Source organism: Lacrimispora sp., from assembly GCF_032078915.1.
Taxonomy (GTDB): domain Bacteria; phylum Bacillota; class Clostridia; order Lachnospirales; family Lachnospiraceae; genus Lacrimispora.
Map to the genome: position 1 here is coordinate 1 of NZ_DAMAUN010000025.1, position 16,685 is coordinate 16,685.

Consider the following 16,685-nt stretch of genomic DNA (forward strand, 5'->3'; position numbering starts at 1 on the left):
TAGCAGCCGGATCATGTAAAATTATTCTATTGACATCCGAGTCTGGTTTCTCTATAATATATGGTAATGAATACTACATGATAAGTTTTTCGCCAGGAGGAAGGATAGAGATATGAGCTATAAAATCATTGGGGACAGCTGCCTGGATCTTACGGCAGATCTAAAGAAAGATCCTCACTTTCAGATAATTCCCCTTACTTTGCAAGTGGGAAATACTCACGTTATCGATGACGAGACCTTTGACCAGAAGAGTTTTTTGGAGCTGGTAAAAGGCAGCAGCGAGTGTCCTAAAACAGCATGTCCGTCACCGGAGCTTTATAAAGAAGCCTTTGAATGCGACGTGGACCAGATTTTTGTTATCACTCTGTCCGAGCATTTAAGCGGCAGCTATAACAGCGCAGTTCTGGGAAAAAGGCTTTATGAAGAAGAACATGGGAATGACGGGAAAAAGATCGCTGTGCTTGGTTCAGACTCTGCCTCAGCCGGACAGCTGAATATCGCTCTTTACGTTCAGTCTCTTTGCCAGGCATCTCTGGCCTTTGAAGAGATTGAAGAAAAGGCAAGGACCTTCATCAAGAATATGAATACCTATTTTGTTTTGGAAAGTCTGGATACTTTAAGAAAAAATGGACGCCTCACGGGTCTTCAGGCATTTTTTGCCACAGCCTTAAACATTAAGCCGGTTATGGGATCTGATTCCGGCGTAATCATTAAGCTGGATCAGGCAAGAGGAATCAATAAAGCGCTGTCCCGCATGGTGGAGATTGCCATTAAGTACGGAGGTAATACCAGAGATAAGGTTCTGGCAATTGCTCATTGTAATAATCCGGAGCGGGCGGAGCATGTAAAACAGGAAATGCTTAAGCAGGCTGTATTTAAGGATGTGCTCATTGTTGAAACAGCCGGAGTTGCTACGGTATACGCCAGTGACGGCGGAATCATCATGACTCTGTAAAGTATGTTCGATAAATGCTTTACAAGTTTGGGAAAATATGTTAAAATGCTCACAAATAGAGAGTTTGACTAGGTGTAACTGTAATTAATCGTGCAGGCATAACTGGTTATATTTATACTTTTGCTCAGGCAAGGCGTAAATATGACCAGTTTTTTATTTTAGGGGAAATCTGGAATATCATAAGTCCCCCCCCACCCCTTATGTCGTACCGGCATTAAAGTGGGGGACTTACCTGATGAGGTCAAAAGACAGTACGTTTTATGAAAGGCCGAAAAACAGCCTTTCAAAAGCTGTATTATAAAAAGAAAGGATGGGAACTATGAGAGAAAACTTTTTGTGGGGAGGAGCCACTGCGGCAAACCAGTGCGAAGGCGGCTGGAAGGAAGGAAACCGGGGAATGGGAACTGTGGATGTGATCCCATGGGGAGAGAACCGTCTTCCGGTTATGCAGGGGGAGATGGATTACAGGCAGCTGCCGGAAGATTCCTATTATCCCTCCAGGGATGCTATTGATATGTACAATCATTATAAGGAGGACATCGCCTTATTTGCAGAAATGGGGTTTAAATGCTATCGCTTTTCCTTTTCCTGGTCCCGCATATTTCCAACAGGGGAAGAAGAGGAGGCGAATGAAGAAGGGCTTAAGTTTTATGAGGATTTCATTGATGAGCTTTTAAAGTATGGGATCGAACCGGTAGTGACCATCTGCCATTTTGATATGCCGCTGGCTCTTGTTGAAAAATATGATTCCTGGAAAAACCGAAAGGTCATTGACTGTTTTGTGAAATACTGCGATGCCATTTTCCGCCGTTTCCGGGATAAGGTGACTTACTGGATCACATTTAATGAGATCAATATGCTTCTTCACCTGCCGTTTATGGGCGCAGGAATCCGGTTTTCTGAAGGAGAAAATGAAATGCAGGTGAAATATCAGGCTGCCCATAACGAATTAGTGGCTTCTGCCATGGCAACCAGGCTGGCTCATCAGATTAATCCGGATTTTAAAATAGGCTGTATGCTTGCCGCAGGAAATTTCTATCCCTTTAGCTGCAATCCTAAGGATGTCTGGGAAAGCATTAAAAAAGACAGGGATAATTATTTCTTTATTGATGTACAGGCCAGAGGAGAGTACCCTGCCTATGCAAAGAAAATGTTTGAAAGGGAAGGAATAAAGCTTGAAACAGGCCCGGAGGACGATGAAATATTAAAAGAGCATACGGTGGACTTTATTTCCTTCAGCTATTACTCATCCCGGTGTGTCAGCACAGCAGAAGAAGCCATCAAAGAATCCACATCAGGCAATGTGATGAAGAGCGTCAAGAATCCCTACTTAAAGGAATCGGAATGGGGTTGGCAGATCGATCCACTTGGACTTAGGGTTACCTTGAATACTTTGTATGACCGTTATCAGAAACCGTTATTTATCGTGGAAAACGGCCTTGGTGCAGTGGACCGGCTGGAAGAGGATGGAAGCATCATTGACGGCTACCGGATAAATTATCTGGAAGAGCATATAAAAGCAATGATAGAGGCTGTGGATGAGGATGGAGTAGATTTATTGGGATATACCCCCTGGGGCTGCATTGACCTGGTCAGTGCATCTACAGGAGAAATGAAAAAGCGATACGGATTTATCTACGTTGATAAGGATAATGAAGGAAATGGAACCTTAAAACGCAGCAGGAAAAAATCCTTTGAATGGTATAAAAATGTGATCGCAAGCAATGGAGCTGTTTTGAAGGAAAGCGGATCCTGATAGTGAAATAGCATACGGGGAGGAAGGAAAGCACCTTTTGGGATAAACCCGAAAAGGTGCTTTTTTATTGATTCCATTTTATTTAATAAGAAAAACATATTTTTGTTGAAAATTGTAGGAGTAAAAGATATAATATATAAAAATACTAAAGCTTGAGGGGCCCGATGGAAAAAGAACAATTTTTATATAAAAAAATTTATCTGGATTTAAAAAATAAGATCCTTGCAGGAGAGCTGGAGGAAGGAACATGTCTGCCCCAGACAGGAGAATTAGCGGCGTCGTATGGAGTGAGTACCATAACCATTACCAATGCCTTAAATGCCCTGAAAGGGGAGGGCTACCTAAACCGGATCAAGGGGAAAGGAAGCTTTATACAGCTTCCGGTAAAGAGTGCAGGGACTTTAACAAGCGGCTTTGATGCTGCATCGGAACGATATGAGAGCCCGGACCGGGATAAGATGCTGGGCCTTGTACTGGAGCATGTATCCTCCTGCTTTGGGCTTGACATGATGTATGCAATGGATGCCATGGCGGCTGAGGCCGGCTATAAGCTTTGTGTCCGGTTTTCCTACGGAGAGAGAGAGAAAGAAACAGAGGAAATTGAGTTTTTAAAGGAGCTTGGCGTCAGTGGGATCATCGTCATGCCCTGCCATGGAATCTATTATAATACGGCAATTTTAAAGCTTGTGGTTGAAGAATTTCCTATGATACTGATCGATAAGAAAATGGAAGGGATCCCGGTACCATCCGTAAGAACAGACAACCATCTTGCCATGAAAGAGCTGGTGGATTATCTGGTTCATAAAGGAAATAAAAAGATCGGCTTCATTACATTTTCAGAAAACGGCACTTCTTCTATTAAGGACAGAAGAAAGGGATTCCGTGAGGCCATAAGGGCTGCCGGGGTTGAGAATATGGAGGAATGCTGTCTGGAAGGGTCTGAAAAAATAAATATTTATTCAGATGATCTTGATATAGGCCTCAGCGAGAAGATTGAACAGTATCTTGATGATAATAAGGACTTAGATGCGGTTATCTGCGCCGAGTATGGAATCGCCAGATGGCTTGGAAAATGGAAGGGAATTACCGTATGTTGTATTGACGAAGATTATTTATCTCCCGGAGGTCCTCTTTTTACTCATATAAAGCAGAATGAAAAGAAAATTGCCTTTGAAGCCATCAGGATCCTGTTAAAACAGATAGAAAAAGATCCGTCCTACAGCCAGATGGATTGTCTGATACCTGGAATATTTTGCGAATACTAAAATATATATTTAATTCTTGCAATAATTAGAGAGCAGAACAATGATTATAATTGTCCTGCTCTCTTTTTTTTTGATTGTTGTAAATATTGCATAAAAAATATTGATTAAATATGTATTTTAGTAACAAAATACCGATATGCAGTTGAAAGTAAAAGTGTGATATGGTATTATAAATAAATAAAACATATATTTTAATTAAAATATATGTAAAAGTTGAGTAAATATGGTTTACAAAATCAAAAATATAATATAGTATGATTTTGTAGTCCCGATGAGTGTTGGATTGAAAGGAGAAAAAATGAAAAAAAGAAGAGGTATGTTACTGCTCGCGGCAGCACTTATGGTATGTTCCATAAGCGCCTGCGGAAAACAGGAGAGCGCCAGCACAAAAGCCAGCCAGACAGAAGAAAGTAAGACAGACGAAAGTAAGGCAAACGAAAGTAAGACAGAAGCAGCCGGCCAGCCTGATAAAGAAGCAGGGGGCACCGTAAAGATCATGACAGCCAATACGGGAGGCAAGGATGAAGCGGAAATGAAGCTTTTTGCAGAAGCCCTTTCAAAGGCTACAGGCCTTACGGTGGAATTTGAAAAGCCGGCATCGGATTATGACAAGGTTCTGATGCAGAAGTTAAGCGGCGGTGAGATCTATGACCTGATTTATATCACTGCCAGCCAGTATGCCAATCTGGTGGCTCAGGGAGCCTTAATGGATATTACGGACCGGGTAAATGGTTCGGAGATTCTCACCGGCAATGTGGATCCGGCTGAGTGGAAGGATATCACCATTGACGGTAAGATCTACGCCGGTTTCAACAAAAAGGAGATCCACAGGGTAGTGGCTTTAAACAACACGCTTCTTAAAAAGACCGGAATCGATTATAAGAAGATCGAGCCTACCATGGATGGATATTATGATGTGATGAAAAAATTAAAAGACAGCAGCCAGGACCCGGACTTTTATCCATTTGATTCCATTTTATCTGAAACCTATGATTTACAGCCCTGGATGGCGGCAGTGGGCTTAAAGAACGGCGTGGTCCTGGACGATTCCGGGAAACGGTTTGCGCCATACGCAGAAGATGGAGCTGCGCCTGTTTGGGAGTGGTTTAAAAAGCTGTATGACGATGGTCTGCTGGATCCATCTTCCTTTGTAGATAAGACAAAGGATATGAGGGCCAAAATGGGGGCCTCCTCTCAGAAGACGGCTCTAACGGTTGACTGGGCGGCATGGGTTGGTTTACATAATGCAAATGCTAAGGCGGGGGGGATTTCTCCCGAAGATTTTGAGATCGTTTCTCTTCCTGGTCTTAAGACCCCTGACGGAAGCTATATGCTGGTCAAAGGAAGCGCCAGTTTGTTTGCAGTTCCTGCCAATGCAAAGAATCCTGACGGAGCCATGAAGGTTTTAGAGTATTTTGCAACGCAGGAAGGCGGAAATCTTCTTTCAACCGGAATTTTAGGCTATGATTATACTGGCACAGAAGGGAAATTTGAATTGACGGAAACTGGGGCTCAGCACGGCAATGACCATGGCGCTCCATTCCCTATCTATAAGGATTTTAAGCCGATTTTCGGGTTCAATCCCGGAGTGGATGAGGCGTTAAGCTACAGCAGCTATGCAACCATTGACAGGATCATTCCCAATGAAGCGGATTACAAGGAAATCGTTGGCAAATGGGGGATCAAGATCATCAAAGGAGAAGTTTCTGCCCAGGAGGGGCTTAGCGGCATGAGAAAAGAGCTTGTTGACCGGAAAGTGACTGACCGGTAATCACAATCCCTAAAATGAACAGGAGGTATCGGTTTGAAAGGACAGTTTAAGAAAAGGATATTGCGGTATAAGGAAATCTATCTGCTGCTGATACCAGTTCTCATTTACTTTCTTGTATTTTCCTATTATCCGCTGGTACTGGGAATCATAAAAAGCTTTCAGAAGGTAAAGCTTTTAGGCGGCTATGAGATGGTAGGGTTTAGCAATTACAAGGAGATTTTTGGGGATAGGCAGTACAGACAGGCGTTTATTAACAGCCTTACAGTAGGAGGAGGAACCTTTCTCCTGCAGTTTGTCTGGGGGCTTTTAATAGCTGTATTGCTGAATGAGGTCAGAAGTAAGGCACCCAAATCCCTGTTCCAGACGGTTACTTACATACCGTATCTCCTGTCATGGTCTGTGGTAGGAGGTCTGTGGATTTCCATTTTATCGCCTGCAGGCATGGTAAACGGCATCATGAGGGCTTTTATGGGAACCAGTTATTCTCCCATGGTATTTATGTCGGAGGGACGTTACGCCAGATCGATCATGATTTTTACAGGTGCATGGAAAGGGGCCGGCTATTTCGCGGCCCTGTTCCTGGCCGCCATGGTCGGAATCGATTCGGCGCTGTATGAATCCGCCAGAATGGATGGTGCTACAAGAATCAAGCAGATCCTATACATCACTCTGCCGGTTATCGTGCCCACCATGAAGGTGGTGGCAGTGCTGTCAGTCATGGGAATCCTGCGGAACTTTGACCAGATTTTTGTTATGATGAATGCATCCATCAGCGATAAGGTAAAAAACCTGCTGGTTTTAATTTACGAACAGGGCATTATCCAGTTTAATGTGGGGACTGCCACGGCGGCTGCGACCGTCGTTTTGTTCGCAACCCTGCTGATAACCTCGGCGGTCAGAAAAATGCTGAAATATGATGAGATATATTCCTGATGGAAAGGGCAGAGATATGAAGAATAATCTAGATAAAAAAGGTTTAACAGGTTTCTTTAGAGTATTATTTTTGTTTTTGACGGCAGCCATTTTTCTTACCATGTTTCTACCCATGTGGAATGTATTTGTGGTGTCCACCTCAACAGCCCTTGATTCCTCACAGAGCGGGATCAAGCTGTGGTGGACAACATTCAGTGTGGAAGGCTTTTTCTATGTATTCCGGGTGACAAAAATGGCAAGGCCATTTCTAAATTCCTTTTTTATAACCACCTCGGGTACTGTGATCCAGGTCCTTTTATCAGCCCTTGCAGGCTATGTTCTGATACAAAAGAGCCTTCCTCTTAAAAATTTTATTTCCTCATTCATCATGCTCACCATGATGGTGCCGGGGGACTTAACTTTAATATCCGTTTATCAGCTTAATAAGCAGCTATCATTGTTAAATACTTATCAGGGGCTGGTTCTAAACGGACTGGTGTCCGGTTTCAGCATTATGATGATGAGAAATTACTTTGAGACGGTTCCTTATTCTCTTGCGGAATCAGCCAGAATGGACGGGGCCGGAGAGTTAAAAATATTCCGAAGTATTTATATGCCCATATCCCTTCCGGGATTTGCAACGGTGTTCTTCATGGAGTATGTGGCCAGATGGAATTCTATCATGCTTCCGGCGACCTTGATCACGGACGAGAAAAAGTATACCCTTCCTCTGATGCTAAAGCAGATGATCATGTCTGTGGATTCCACTTCGGGAACGGCAGCGACTCCGGATAACGCGATTATGGCGGCGATCGTGATCTCAACCATACCGCTGCTGATCATCTATATGTTTGCCCAGAGATTTCTCATGGAGGGCATAAACATGGGGGCCGTTAAGGGCTAAAGGAGGACCGGTATGAAGGAAAAGACAATCACATTTCAACGGACAGCTTTAAAAGAGGAAGAAGGGCTGTATTTAGAGGTACCGTTTTTAGTGCCGGATCAGGCAGAAGCCATGGAACTGTCATACGACTACGACAGGAACGGAAATATCATAGATTTCGGCCTGTTAAATGAAACGGGAGAATTGATCGGCTGGTCCGGCTCCAACCGGAGCCGGATCGTTATTTCAGAGCACAGGAGCATGGCTGGTTTTGCATCGGTTCCTGTAAACCAGGGACAATGGAGCATACTTCTGGGTGCCTATAAGGTAGAGGAACAGGGAGTGGTAATTACATATAAAATTACATTCCATTTAAAAGGCCTGCGGCTGTATAAAGGAGATACCCACCTTCATTCCAGCGGCTCCGACGGAAATATGACTCCGGAAGAACTGGCCCTTGCTGCCGGAAGAGAAGGGCTGGATTTCCTGTTTGTTACGGATCATAACAATTATGCCCACAATTACCAGCTGCGTTCCACGGATCTGGTAACCATGATTCCGGGAGTGGAGTGGACCCATTACAAAGGACATATGGGAATGCTGGGAAGGAACCGCCCATATAAAAGCTTTCTCTCCAATTCTCTGGAAAGAACCGTGGAAATCATCGAAGAGGCAAGGAAAAACGGAGCCTTTACGGTGTTAAACCACCCCTTCTGTCCCTGGTGCGGCTGGCAGTGGGGGATGGAGAAGGTTCCCTTTGACGGGGTGGAGGTTTGGAATGGAGGCTTGATGGCGGAGAGCAACCAGGCCTGCCTGGCCTGGTGGGATGAAAGGCTTAAAGAAGGGAAAAGGATCCCAATCACAGGGGGCAGCGATTTTCATAAATATGAGCCGGGAAGAATGCCGGCTTCTCCTTGTACCTGCGTGTACGCCCTGTCAAGTACCGCCGGGGATATATTAGAAGGACTTAAAAAAGGGCATTCCTTTCTGACCATATCTCCGGAAGGTCCCATGATGGAGACCTGGGCCGGGGAGGACCTCATGGGAGATGAGATCCCGGAAGGAAGTGAAATCATGTTTACCTTCTGGAACTTACACGAGGGCGATATCCTGTTCCTGGTTTCCCAGGACGGCAGGGAAGAAATCTCCTGCGGGCAGGGCCGGCTGTCCATTCAGAGAACTGCCGGAAAGGCCGGATATCTCAGGGCAGAAATCAGACGAAGTTTTCTTGAGGGATATCCTTATATTCCGGTGTTGCTTTCCAATCCTTACTATATAACAGGTGAAAAAAATGACAAAGAATGAAATAGTGACAAATGAAACAATAAAAAGGGTGCATGTAGTATTCATGACCCATTTTGACATGGGATTCACGGATCTGGCAGACCGTGTTCTTTCCAGCTATATCCAGGATTTTATTCCTGAAGCCATCAGGCTTGCCATGGACTTAAACCAGGATGGAAGGAAACGGTTTATCTGGACCTTAGGGGCATTCTTAATTGACCAGTATCTAAAAAAAGCCTCTCAGGCGGAAGCGCAGAAGCTGAAAGATGCCGTGACGAGAGGAGATATCAGCTGGCATGGACTGGCCTTTACCACTCATACGGAACTGATGGATGCGGACCTGATGAATTTTAATCTAAGCTATGGAGACAGACTGGACAGAGAGTTTGGAAGGAAGACCATGGCTGTAAAACTTACTGATGTACCTGGCCATACAAAAGCCATGGTGCCGATCATGGCCCGCCATGGGAAACGATATCTTCATATCGGAGTAAATGCCTCATCCATGAATCCAATGGTTCCACAAAGCTTTGTATGGCGGTCAGGAAACAGCGAGATTCTTGTCCAGTATTCTCCTGTTTATGGCTCGACATGTTATATGGAGGGGATGGAGGATGTTCTGGAGTTTGTTTTTTTAGGAGATAATTTGGGCCTTCCCACCAGGGAAGAGGTTTTAAGTCAATTAGAGGAATTGGAAAAGAAATATCCGGGTGCATCAGTGGAGGCCTCCACTCTGGATGCTTATGCCGGGAAGCTTTGGGAAAGAAGGGAAGAGCTTCCCGTAATAACGGAGGAAATCGGAGATACCTGGATTCACGGCATTGCCTCGGATCCGGTCAAGGTCAGCGGCTTCAGACGGCTTCTGGGCCTTAAGGATCAATGGAAAAAACAAGGGAAGTTTGATTATGAAGGGCCGGAATTCCATGATTTTATGGAAAACCTTCTGATGGTATGCGAACATACGTGGGGGCTGGATTATAAGAAGCACCTGTTTGATTTTAAAAACTGGGAAAAGGAAGATTTTAAGAGAGCCAGAAAAGAAAATCATGTAACGGAGGATATGTTTACGGAAAGAAATGCAGCTCTCTTACATGCCATATATAAGGAGAAAGGTGTGGATCATCTTGAGAGCACTTATGACCGGTACGAAAGCTCCTATGAGGAACAGCGGGCCTATTTGCTCGAAGCGGTCCGGCTGCTGCCTGAGGAGCTTAAAGAGGAAGCCAGGCAGGCCCTGGTATGGGATCCGGTTTCAGAGGTGGAGCCATGGGAAGAGGGAGGAGAGGTCCATCCTTTTGAGATCCTTTCCATACAGGACTGGAAAGCGGCGTTTGATGGAGGCGGCTCAGTGGTATACCTGGAAAAGGGGGGAAAGGTCTGGATCCAGTCAGGCTGCTTTGGCCGTTTTTCTTATGAAACCTATGGGGCTATGGATACGGTATCGGAATACTATGAGTACAATCATGCATTTAAGGAAAATATGGCCTGGTCAGAAGCGGATTTTTCAAAGCCCGGACTGGAGACCGTGGAGGGACTTACCAACAGGAATTATACCTTTGGAGTGCGGGAGATGAGAAGGTCTGATTCTGTAGTGAGGATCCGTCTGGCAGGGAATCAGGCGGCTGTAAGTGAATACGGGTGCCCTGAGCGGGCATGGATCACCTACACATTTGGAGAAGAATTATTGTGCGATCTTTTATGGGAAAATAAAGATGCTAATAAAATGCCTGAAGCCCTCTGGTTTGATGTCAATCTTGATGTTGAAAACCCTTATCTCTGGAAAATGAAGATCATGGATCAGGAAATCTCTCCCCTGGAGGTGGTAAAAGGAGGAAACCGGAGGCAGCACTGCATAGAAAAGCTGGTCTATGACGGGGCGGATGGGACCATAGAAATACAGAATCCTGATTCTCCTCTGGTAAGTGTGGGAGGAAGACGGCTGTATGGCGGTTGTCTGGAGCTTCCGGATATGAAAAAGGGATTTTCCTATTGCCTGTTTAACAATAAATGGGGAACAAATTTTTCCATGTGGTGCCAGGATAACTGCAGGTTCCGGTATGTCTTAAGCGTACAAAATAAGTAAAAGGGAATATTTGACAAATCCATGGAACCAGTGTAAGATAAAAAAATGGAATATAATCCATAGAAATATGAAAGAAAAGTTATGGAAAAACCCATGGTTTTTGTGGAAAAAGTAATGAAATATGTAAAACCATGTGGAAATAGTCAACAATCAGGAGGAGTAGATGAAGAAAAAAAATGGGCTGATGAAGATTCTGATTTTCCTACCCATAGTGCTGTTTGTTTTGCTTGTTGGGTGGATCGGGGTAAGTGAAAGGAATGGAAAACAGGCAGTTCCAAGGGAAAGCCTGGCCCATTCAGAGCCTGAGACATCAGAGGAAACGGAAGTCCTGACGATGGAAGAATCCCAGCCTCAGGAAGAAACCGCTCCAATTGAGGAAGAAACAGAGCAAAAAACAGCCGTTCAGCTCCTCTTTGCTGGCGATATATTACTATCTAGTCATGTGATGGCGGCTTATGATAAGGCAGGGGACATGAATGGTGTCCTGGACGAAGGATACCGGGGCGAAATCAGCAGTACGGATATCTTTATGGCCAACCAGGAGTTTCCTTTCAGCGACAGGGGCTCTGCTGCACCGGATAAACAGTTTACATTCAGATTGCCGCCTTCCAAGGTCTCCCTGATGAATGAAATCGGAGTTGACATTGTTACTCTGGCCAATAACCATTCCCTTGATTATGGAACAGATGCCCTTGTGGATACCTGCACGGCACTGGATGGGGCCGGTATTAAGTACGTGGGGGCAGGCCCTGATATGAACCGTGCCAAACAGCTTGAGACGATAGAAGTGAATGGAAAGTCCATAGGCTTTCTGGGAGCGTCCAGGGTTTATCCCGATCCCAACTGGGTGGCGAGCAGCAAAAAACCAGGCATGGTAAGCGGTTATGATCCCACCATCCTTTTGGAAGAAATAAAAAAGGCAAAAGAAAGCTGTGATTATCTGGTGGTTTATGTCCACTGGGGAGTGGAGCGGGATGAGAAACCCCAGGAATATCAGAGGGCTTTAGGAAAGCAGATCATTGACGCAGGGGCTGACTTAGTGATGGGAAGCCATCCCCATGTTCTTCAGGGAATTGAATATTACAACGGCAAGCCTATCTGCTACAGCCTTGGCAATTTCATCTTTGGAAGCAGCATCCCAAAGACAGCCCTTATAAGGGCACAGGTGGATTTTGCACAGGGAAGCACCACCTTGTCCTTAGTCCCGGGGACATCAAAGGCAGGATATACCAGAACGCTGACCCAGGAAGGCGAGATCCGGGAATTCTACCAATATTTCCAGAGCATCTCCTTTGACGTATCAGTTGATGAAAACGGCGTTATTCACAATAATAACAATTAAACTCAGACGAGGTATCTGTCACCCTGGCAGATGCCTCGTTCTTTTAGCCGTTTAGCCAGAGTGCCGAGGACCAGCTTTTTATTTCCGCTCCATAAAGGCGAAAGAAGAAGTTTTTTCGGTCCATCTCCGCTGATCCGGTGTATGACCACTTCGGCCGGAAGGAGGGCGATGCAGTCAATCACCAGGTCTGTGTATTCTTCCAGGGTATAGACAGGAACCAGGCCTTTATCATATTCTGCGGCAAGATCAGTTCCTTTTAACACATGAAGAAGCTGAAGCTTAATTCCGTCGATTCCATGTTCCCCCAGATGACCCAGATCATTTACAGTTTCCAAAATCATATCTCTGGTTTCTCCTGGAAGCCCTAAAATGACATGAGCGATAACCGTAAGACCAGCTTTCTTTAAGTTCTGGTAGGCTTCATAGAACGTATGAAGGGGATATCCTCTGCGGATATGATCGGCTGTTGACTCATGGATGGTCTGAAGTCCCAGTTCCACCCAGACAGGCTTTATTTTATTTAATCTTTTTAACAGATTCAGGACATCAGGTGGAAGGCAGTCGGGACGGGTGGCAATGGAGAGGACCGCCACATCCGGATGGCAGATGGCCTGGGTAAACAGCTCTTCCAGATAGGGTACGGGAGCGTAGGTATTGGTATAAGACTGAAAATAGGCGATGAAACGGCCTTCTTCGGTCTTTATTTTACCCTGGATCCTTTTGCGGGCAGATTCGATCTGTTCCGTGACGGAGGAATGAAGGTTTAAGGATTCCGCAAATTCTCCTGATCCCCCGCCGCTGCAGAAAATGCAGCCCCCGGTTCCCAGGGTCCCATCCCGGTTCGGACAGGTCATGCCGCCGTCAAGAGCCAGCTTGTAGACTTTTTGCCCGTATTGTTTTTTCATTTCATAGTCCAGGGAATGATAAGGTTTTTCGTTCCAGAACATGGTTTCCTCTTTTCTGCCCGTGATTTTTGGGCATAAAGGTATGCCCGCAGGGTTTTCCTTCGCACTTATTTTTGTTTGTTTCATTATACGGGTCCCCCGGATGACCTGTCAAATTATTTTATAGGTTTTCGTAAAATATTATATTGTGAAATCTTTGGCATTTATGATATACTCGTAGCAATGACAATGCTTTGTCAATGAATGGGGGAAACCTACCAGGTTGCTATATAAATTGGGTGTGCCCAGCCCATAAGCGTGGGCAGTAAATCGGAAAAGGAGAGCAAGTGACATGAAGATAAGTGATACGATTCAGCTGCTGGAGTCTAAAGAGTCAGAAAAGCTTATGACTGCCTTATATGGAAAAGAGGCAGTCAGGGAGAATATTGAACGTTATCAGAGCCTTATTAAAAACTTCCAGAAGAAATTTCCGGAGGATGATGTGATGCTGTTTTCCTCGCCAGGGCGCACGGAGATCAGCGGAAACCATACCGATCATAACCATGGAAAAGTGCTGGCTGGAAGTATTAATCTGGATTGTGTAGGAGTAGCTGCAAAAAACAACAGCAGAAAAGTAAATATTATCAGTGAAACTTATAACCAGAGCTTTGAGATCGATCTGGATGACTTAGCTCCAAGTGATAAGAAGGCAGGAACCATTGACCTGGTAAAAGGTCTTTTAAAGGGCTTTTTAGAGGCCGGGTATGAGATCGGCGGTTTTGATGCCTGCGTAACAAGCAATGTCATCAGTGCGGCAGGTGTCAGCTCCTCTGCTTCCTTTGAGATGCTGCTTTGCTCTATTTTAAATACATTCTTTAATAATAGCGCTATGGATGCCGTGGCATATGCCCATATCGGCAAGTTTTCTGAAAATGTGTACTGGGACAAGGCTTCCGGTCTTTTGGACCAGATGGCATGTGCAGTAGGGGGACTTATTACCATTGATTTTAAGGACCCGGCAGTTCCGGTCGTAGAAAAGATTGATTTTGATTTTGGCTCTAAGAACCACAGCCTTATTATTGTCAATACAGGAAAGGGTCATGCGGATTTAAGCGCAGATTATTCCTCAGTTCCGGCTGAAATGAAAAAGGTTGCTGAATTCTTCGGAAAAGAAGTCTGCGCTGAAATCACGGAAAAAGAGGTCATTGACAATTTACAGGAAATCAGGGAATTTGCCGGTGACCGTTCGGTCCTCCGCGCCCTCCATTTCTTTGAAGAGAACAAGAGAGTAGAAGCAGAAGTGGCAGCCTTAAAAGAAAACCGGTTTGAGGACTTTTTAAAGAAAATCACCGAATCTGGAAATTCCTCCTGGAAATGGCTTCAGAACTGCTTTACCAACACCAGCTTCCAGGAGCAGGGAATCACCATTGCCCTGGCTCTTACGGAACTTTTCCTGGCAGAGAAAAATACAGGTGCGTGCAGAATACATGGAGGCGGATTTGCCGGTGTCATCATGACCATGCTGCCCAATGAGCTGGTAGAAGAATATATTTCCTATATTGAGAAATCCATGGGAGAAGGCAACGCTTACCGGATGAGCATCAGGCCATATGGAGCCATCTGCTTCAATGAGATAATCAATCAATAATAATTGTAAATTCTGCCAAAATGGAGTAAAATATAATTAAGAAACGTTAGAAAAGAACGTGGGCAGAAGGAGGCATTATGAAAGAAAAGAAAAATCTGGTCATCACCATAGGAAGGCAGTACGGCAGCGGCGGCCGAATCGTGGGAAAAGCCCTTGCAGAGGAGCTGGGAATTCATTTTTATGATGAAGAGATTTTGTCCATAACTTCGGAGCAAAGTGCCGTTGGAGAGGTATTTTTCCGTCTGGCGGATGAAAAGGCGGGAAGTAATCTGCTTTATAAGATCGTAAGCGGCTTAAAGCCTCAGCTTGGGAAACCCTCTACGGATGCGGACATTGTGAAACCGGAGAATCTGTTCCGTTTCCAGTCCCAGGTCATAAAAGAGCTGGCTTCGGAAGAGTCCTGCATTATTGCCGGGCGGTGCGGGGATTATATCTTAGGCCGTGAAAAGGAAGAATTCCCGGGCCTGGTAAAAATCTTTGTTTACGCAGATACGGAAACCCTCATCAAGCGCACCATGGAAGTGGATAAGGTTGATGAGAAGGAAGCGGCAAAGCGGGTAAAAAAGATTAACCGGGAGCGGAAGGAGTATTACCGCTACTATACCGGCGAAAACTGGGAAGATTGGAACAATTATGATCTGATTATCAATACCAGCAGCATTGACTTAGAGCAGACCGCGAAGCTGATTAAGGATTATATTAAGCTTAGAGGAATTGAGCTATAAAGGAAGGCATAAAACGGCGGCTTTGATTGTGATTTCAAAGCCGCCGTTTCCATGTCCAATCGGTTATATCATGGAATCAGTTTTAACGTTCCATGGATTTTTCCGGTACCAGCGCCGACAAGGCGCTATCTAAGTCATTCTTAAAGGAAATCAGGTTTCCTTTGTTGCATTCATAAATAAAATCCCTTAGACTTTTGCTGGTATAGCTTGAAAAATCCCCTATGATTGCAAGCTTAAAACGGTAGTTTGAAAATTTCTGCAGGATTTCCCCTGCTAAACCTGTTTTAAGATCAAAGAAGCTTTCCTCAAGGCTTTCTTTATACAGGATCATGCCGATGCAATCACATTGGTATTGGGACGAAGCCATGAGATCAAGGATATCTTGAGCAGTTGATATCTTTTCGTCCTTATTAAGAATTACAATGTTCTGGTTTCTTATTGTTTTTATATTCATCTCATCTAAATCCTTCTTTCTCCAGGAATGGAACTTCCAGATCCAATACATCTGCCAGTATATGCCCGCAGCCTTGAAGTATGTGGGTTTCCGACATTGGAGCCAGGGCAGCAAGCCTGCGTGCCGCTTCACGGGCATCAATGGTAACATTATTTTCTTAGGCAATCAGAAGAACAGGCATGGCAAGTCTCCCCTTTTTTTGTACAGGCTTCATTAATAATCCTCCTGTCTAATAGTTTCAACCAATTCCATAATCAACTGAATGATTGCCTGTGCAAATTGGATGTTCCCCCATATGGTGACACGAACTTTGCATTCTGATTCCAAAAACTGTGCATGCATGGTCGGATGGCCATATTCCGGGAGATTGGTATTCAGCGCGGCAGTAACAGTATTCATAATACGAATGGCATCATCCATTCCCTCTACATCAATATCAATTACGGAAGATACTTTTGTTTCATAGCCGGATTTTTTTATGGAATGGCTGTTTTCCTTTCCGGTTGGCAGTTTTGTGCTTTCCATAAAAACACTTAAGTCATGTCCGGTCACTCTCCAGCTTTTTCCGATCTTTCCAGCTCTCAGCTTGCCTTCCCTGATGTAGCGCTGGATTGTCTTTGGGTGGATGTTGAGCATTTCTGAAATTTGTTCCACTGAATAATATTTTTCTTTCATACCAATTACTCCTTATTGTTGTTTTAATACACTGTTTAGGTAATAATA

14 protein-coding genes are annotated in these 16,685 nt (G+C 44.6%); 11 read left to right on the forward strand and 3 right to left on the reverse strand.

The genetic code is table 11. The features are described from left to right. The first annotated feature begins 112 nt into the window (after window positions 1–112). The 9 genes from RT269_RS11830 to RT269_RS11870 all read left to right on the forward strand — a co-directional run bounded on the left by RT269_RS11830 (window position 113) and on the right by RT269_RS11870 (window position 12,251). The gene (locus RT269_RS11830) at window positions 113–955 is read left to right on the forward strand and encodes a DegV family protein (protein WP_313182850.1); all 843 of its coding nucleotides are present in this window, start codon (window positions 113–115) and stop codon (window positions 953–955) included. Window positions 956–1,265: 310 nt separating this feature from the next. Further along, on the forward strand, window positions 1,266–2,711 hold the full coding sequence (locus tag RT269_RS11835; protein ID WP_313182852.1) for a 6-phospho-beta-glucosidase: 1,446 nt from the start codon (window positions 1,266–1,268) through the stop codon (window positions 2,709–2,711). Window positions 2,712–2,875: 164 nt separating this feature from the next. Beyond that, window positions 2,876–3,976, forward strand: a complete 1,101-nt coding sequence (locus tag RT269_RS11840) for a GntR family transcriptional regulator (protein WP_313182853.1) — start codon at window positions 2,876–2,878, stop codon at window positions 3,974–3,976. A 298-nt stretch (window positions 3,977–4,274) separates the two neighbouring features. Next, window positions 4,275–5,747, forward strand: coding sequence for an ABC transporter substrate-binding protein (locus tag RT269_RS11845; protein WP_313182855.1), 1,473 nt, complete (start codon window positions 4,275–4,277; stop codon window positions 5,745–5,747). Between the two features lie 33 nt (window positions 5,748–5,780). Next, window positions 5,781–6,680 carry an ABC transporter permease subunit gene (locus RT269_RS11850; RefSeq protein ID WP_313182856.1) on the forward strand — a complete coding sequence of 300 codons (900 nt, stop codon included), beginning with the start codon at window positions 5,781–5,783 and terminating at the stop codon, window positions 6,678–6,680. A 16-nt stretch (window positions 6,681–6,696) separates the two neighbouring features. After that, complete coding sequence (locus RT269_RS11855; RefSeq protein WP_313182858.1) at window positions 6,697–7,563, forward strand: carbohydrate ABC transporter permease; 867 nt, start codon at window positions 6,697–6,699, stop codon at window positions 7,561–7,563. 12 nt (window positions 7,564–7,575) lie between these two features. Beyond that, window positions 7,576–8,847 carry a CehA/McbA family metallohydrolase gene (locus RT269_RS11860; RefSeq protein ID WP_313182859.1) on the forward strand — a complete coding sequence of 424 codons (1,272 nt, stop codon included), beginning with the start codon at window positions 7,576–7,578 and terminating at the stop codon, window positions 8,845–8,847. Continuing rightward, window positions 8,834–10,909, forward strand: a complete 2,076-nt coding sequence (locus RT269_RS11865) for a DUF5054 domain-containing protein (protein ID WP_313182860.1) — start codon at window positions 8,834–8,836, stop codon at window positions 10,907–10,909. Before RT269_RS11860 ends, RT269_RS11865 begins: the two co-directional genes overlap by 14 nt. A 163-nt stretch (window positions 10,910–11,072) precedes the next feature. Continuing rightward, window positions 11,073–12,251 carry a CapA family protein gene (locus tag RT269_RS11870; protein ID WP_313182861.1) on the forward strand — a complete coding sequence of 393 codons (1,179 nt, stop codon included), beginning with the start codon at window positions 11,073–11,075 and terminating at the stop codon, window positions 12,249–12,251. Window positions 12,252–12,253: 2 nt separating this feature from the next. Here RT269_RS11870 and RT269_RS11875 read toward each other — a convergent pair whose 3' ends face one another. After that, a complete protein-coding gene (locus RT269_RS11875) occupies window positions 12,254–13,198 on the reverse strand; it encodes a TIGR01212 family radical SAM protein (RefSeq protein ID WP_313182933.1) in 945 nt (314 codons plus the stop codon). Between the two features lie 289 nt (window positions 13,199–13,487). Between RT269_RS11875 and RT269_RS11880 the strand changes: the two genes are divergently transcribed. Next, window positions 13,488–14,783 (forward strand): galactokinase, encoded by a 1,296-nt coding sequence (locus tag RT269_RS11880; protein ID WP_313182862.1) that lies wholly within the window; start codon window positions 13,488–13,490, stop codon window positions 14,781–14,783. Window positions 14,784–14,860: 77 nt separating this feature from the next. Beyond that, a complete protein-coding gene (locus tag RT269_RS11885) occupies window positions 14,861–15,508 on the forward strand; it encodes a cytidylate kinase-like family protein (protein ID WP_313182863.1) in 648 nt (215 codons plus the stop codon). An 82-nt stretch (window positions 15,509–15,590) separates the two neighbouring features. Here the strand turns inward: RT269_RS11885 and RT269_RS11890 are convergent, their stop codons facing one another. Continuing rightward, entirely contained in the window at window positions 15,591–15,962 is a 372-nt protein-coding gene (locus RT269_RS11890; RefSeq protein ID WP_313182864.1) for a DUF4180 domain-containing protein, read from the reverse strand. 213 nt (window positions 15,963–16,175) lie between these two features. After that, window positions 16,176–16,637, reverse strand: coding sequence for a helix-turn-helix domain-containing protein (locus RT269_RS11895; protein ID WP_313182866.1), 462 nt, complete (start codon window positions 16,635–16,637; stop codon window positions 16,176–16,178). Window positions 16,638–16,685 lie beyond the last annotated feature (48 nt).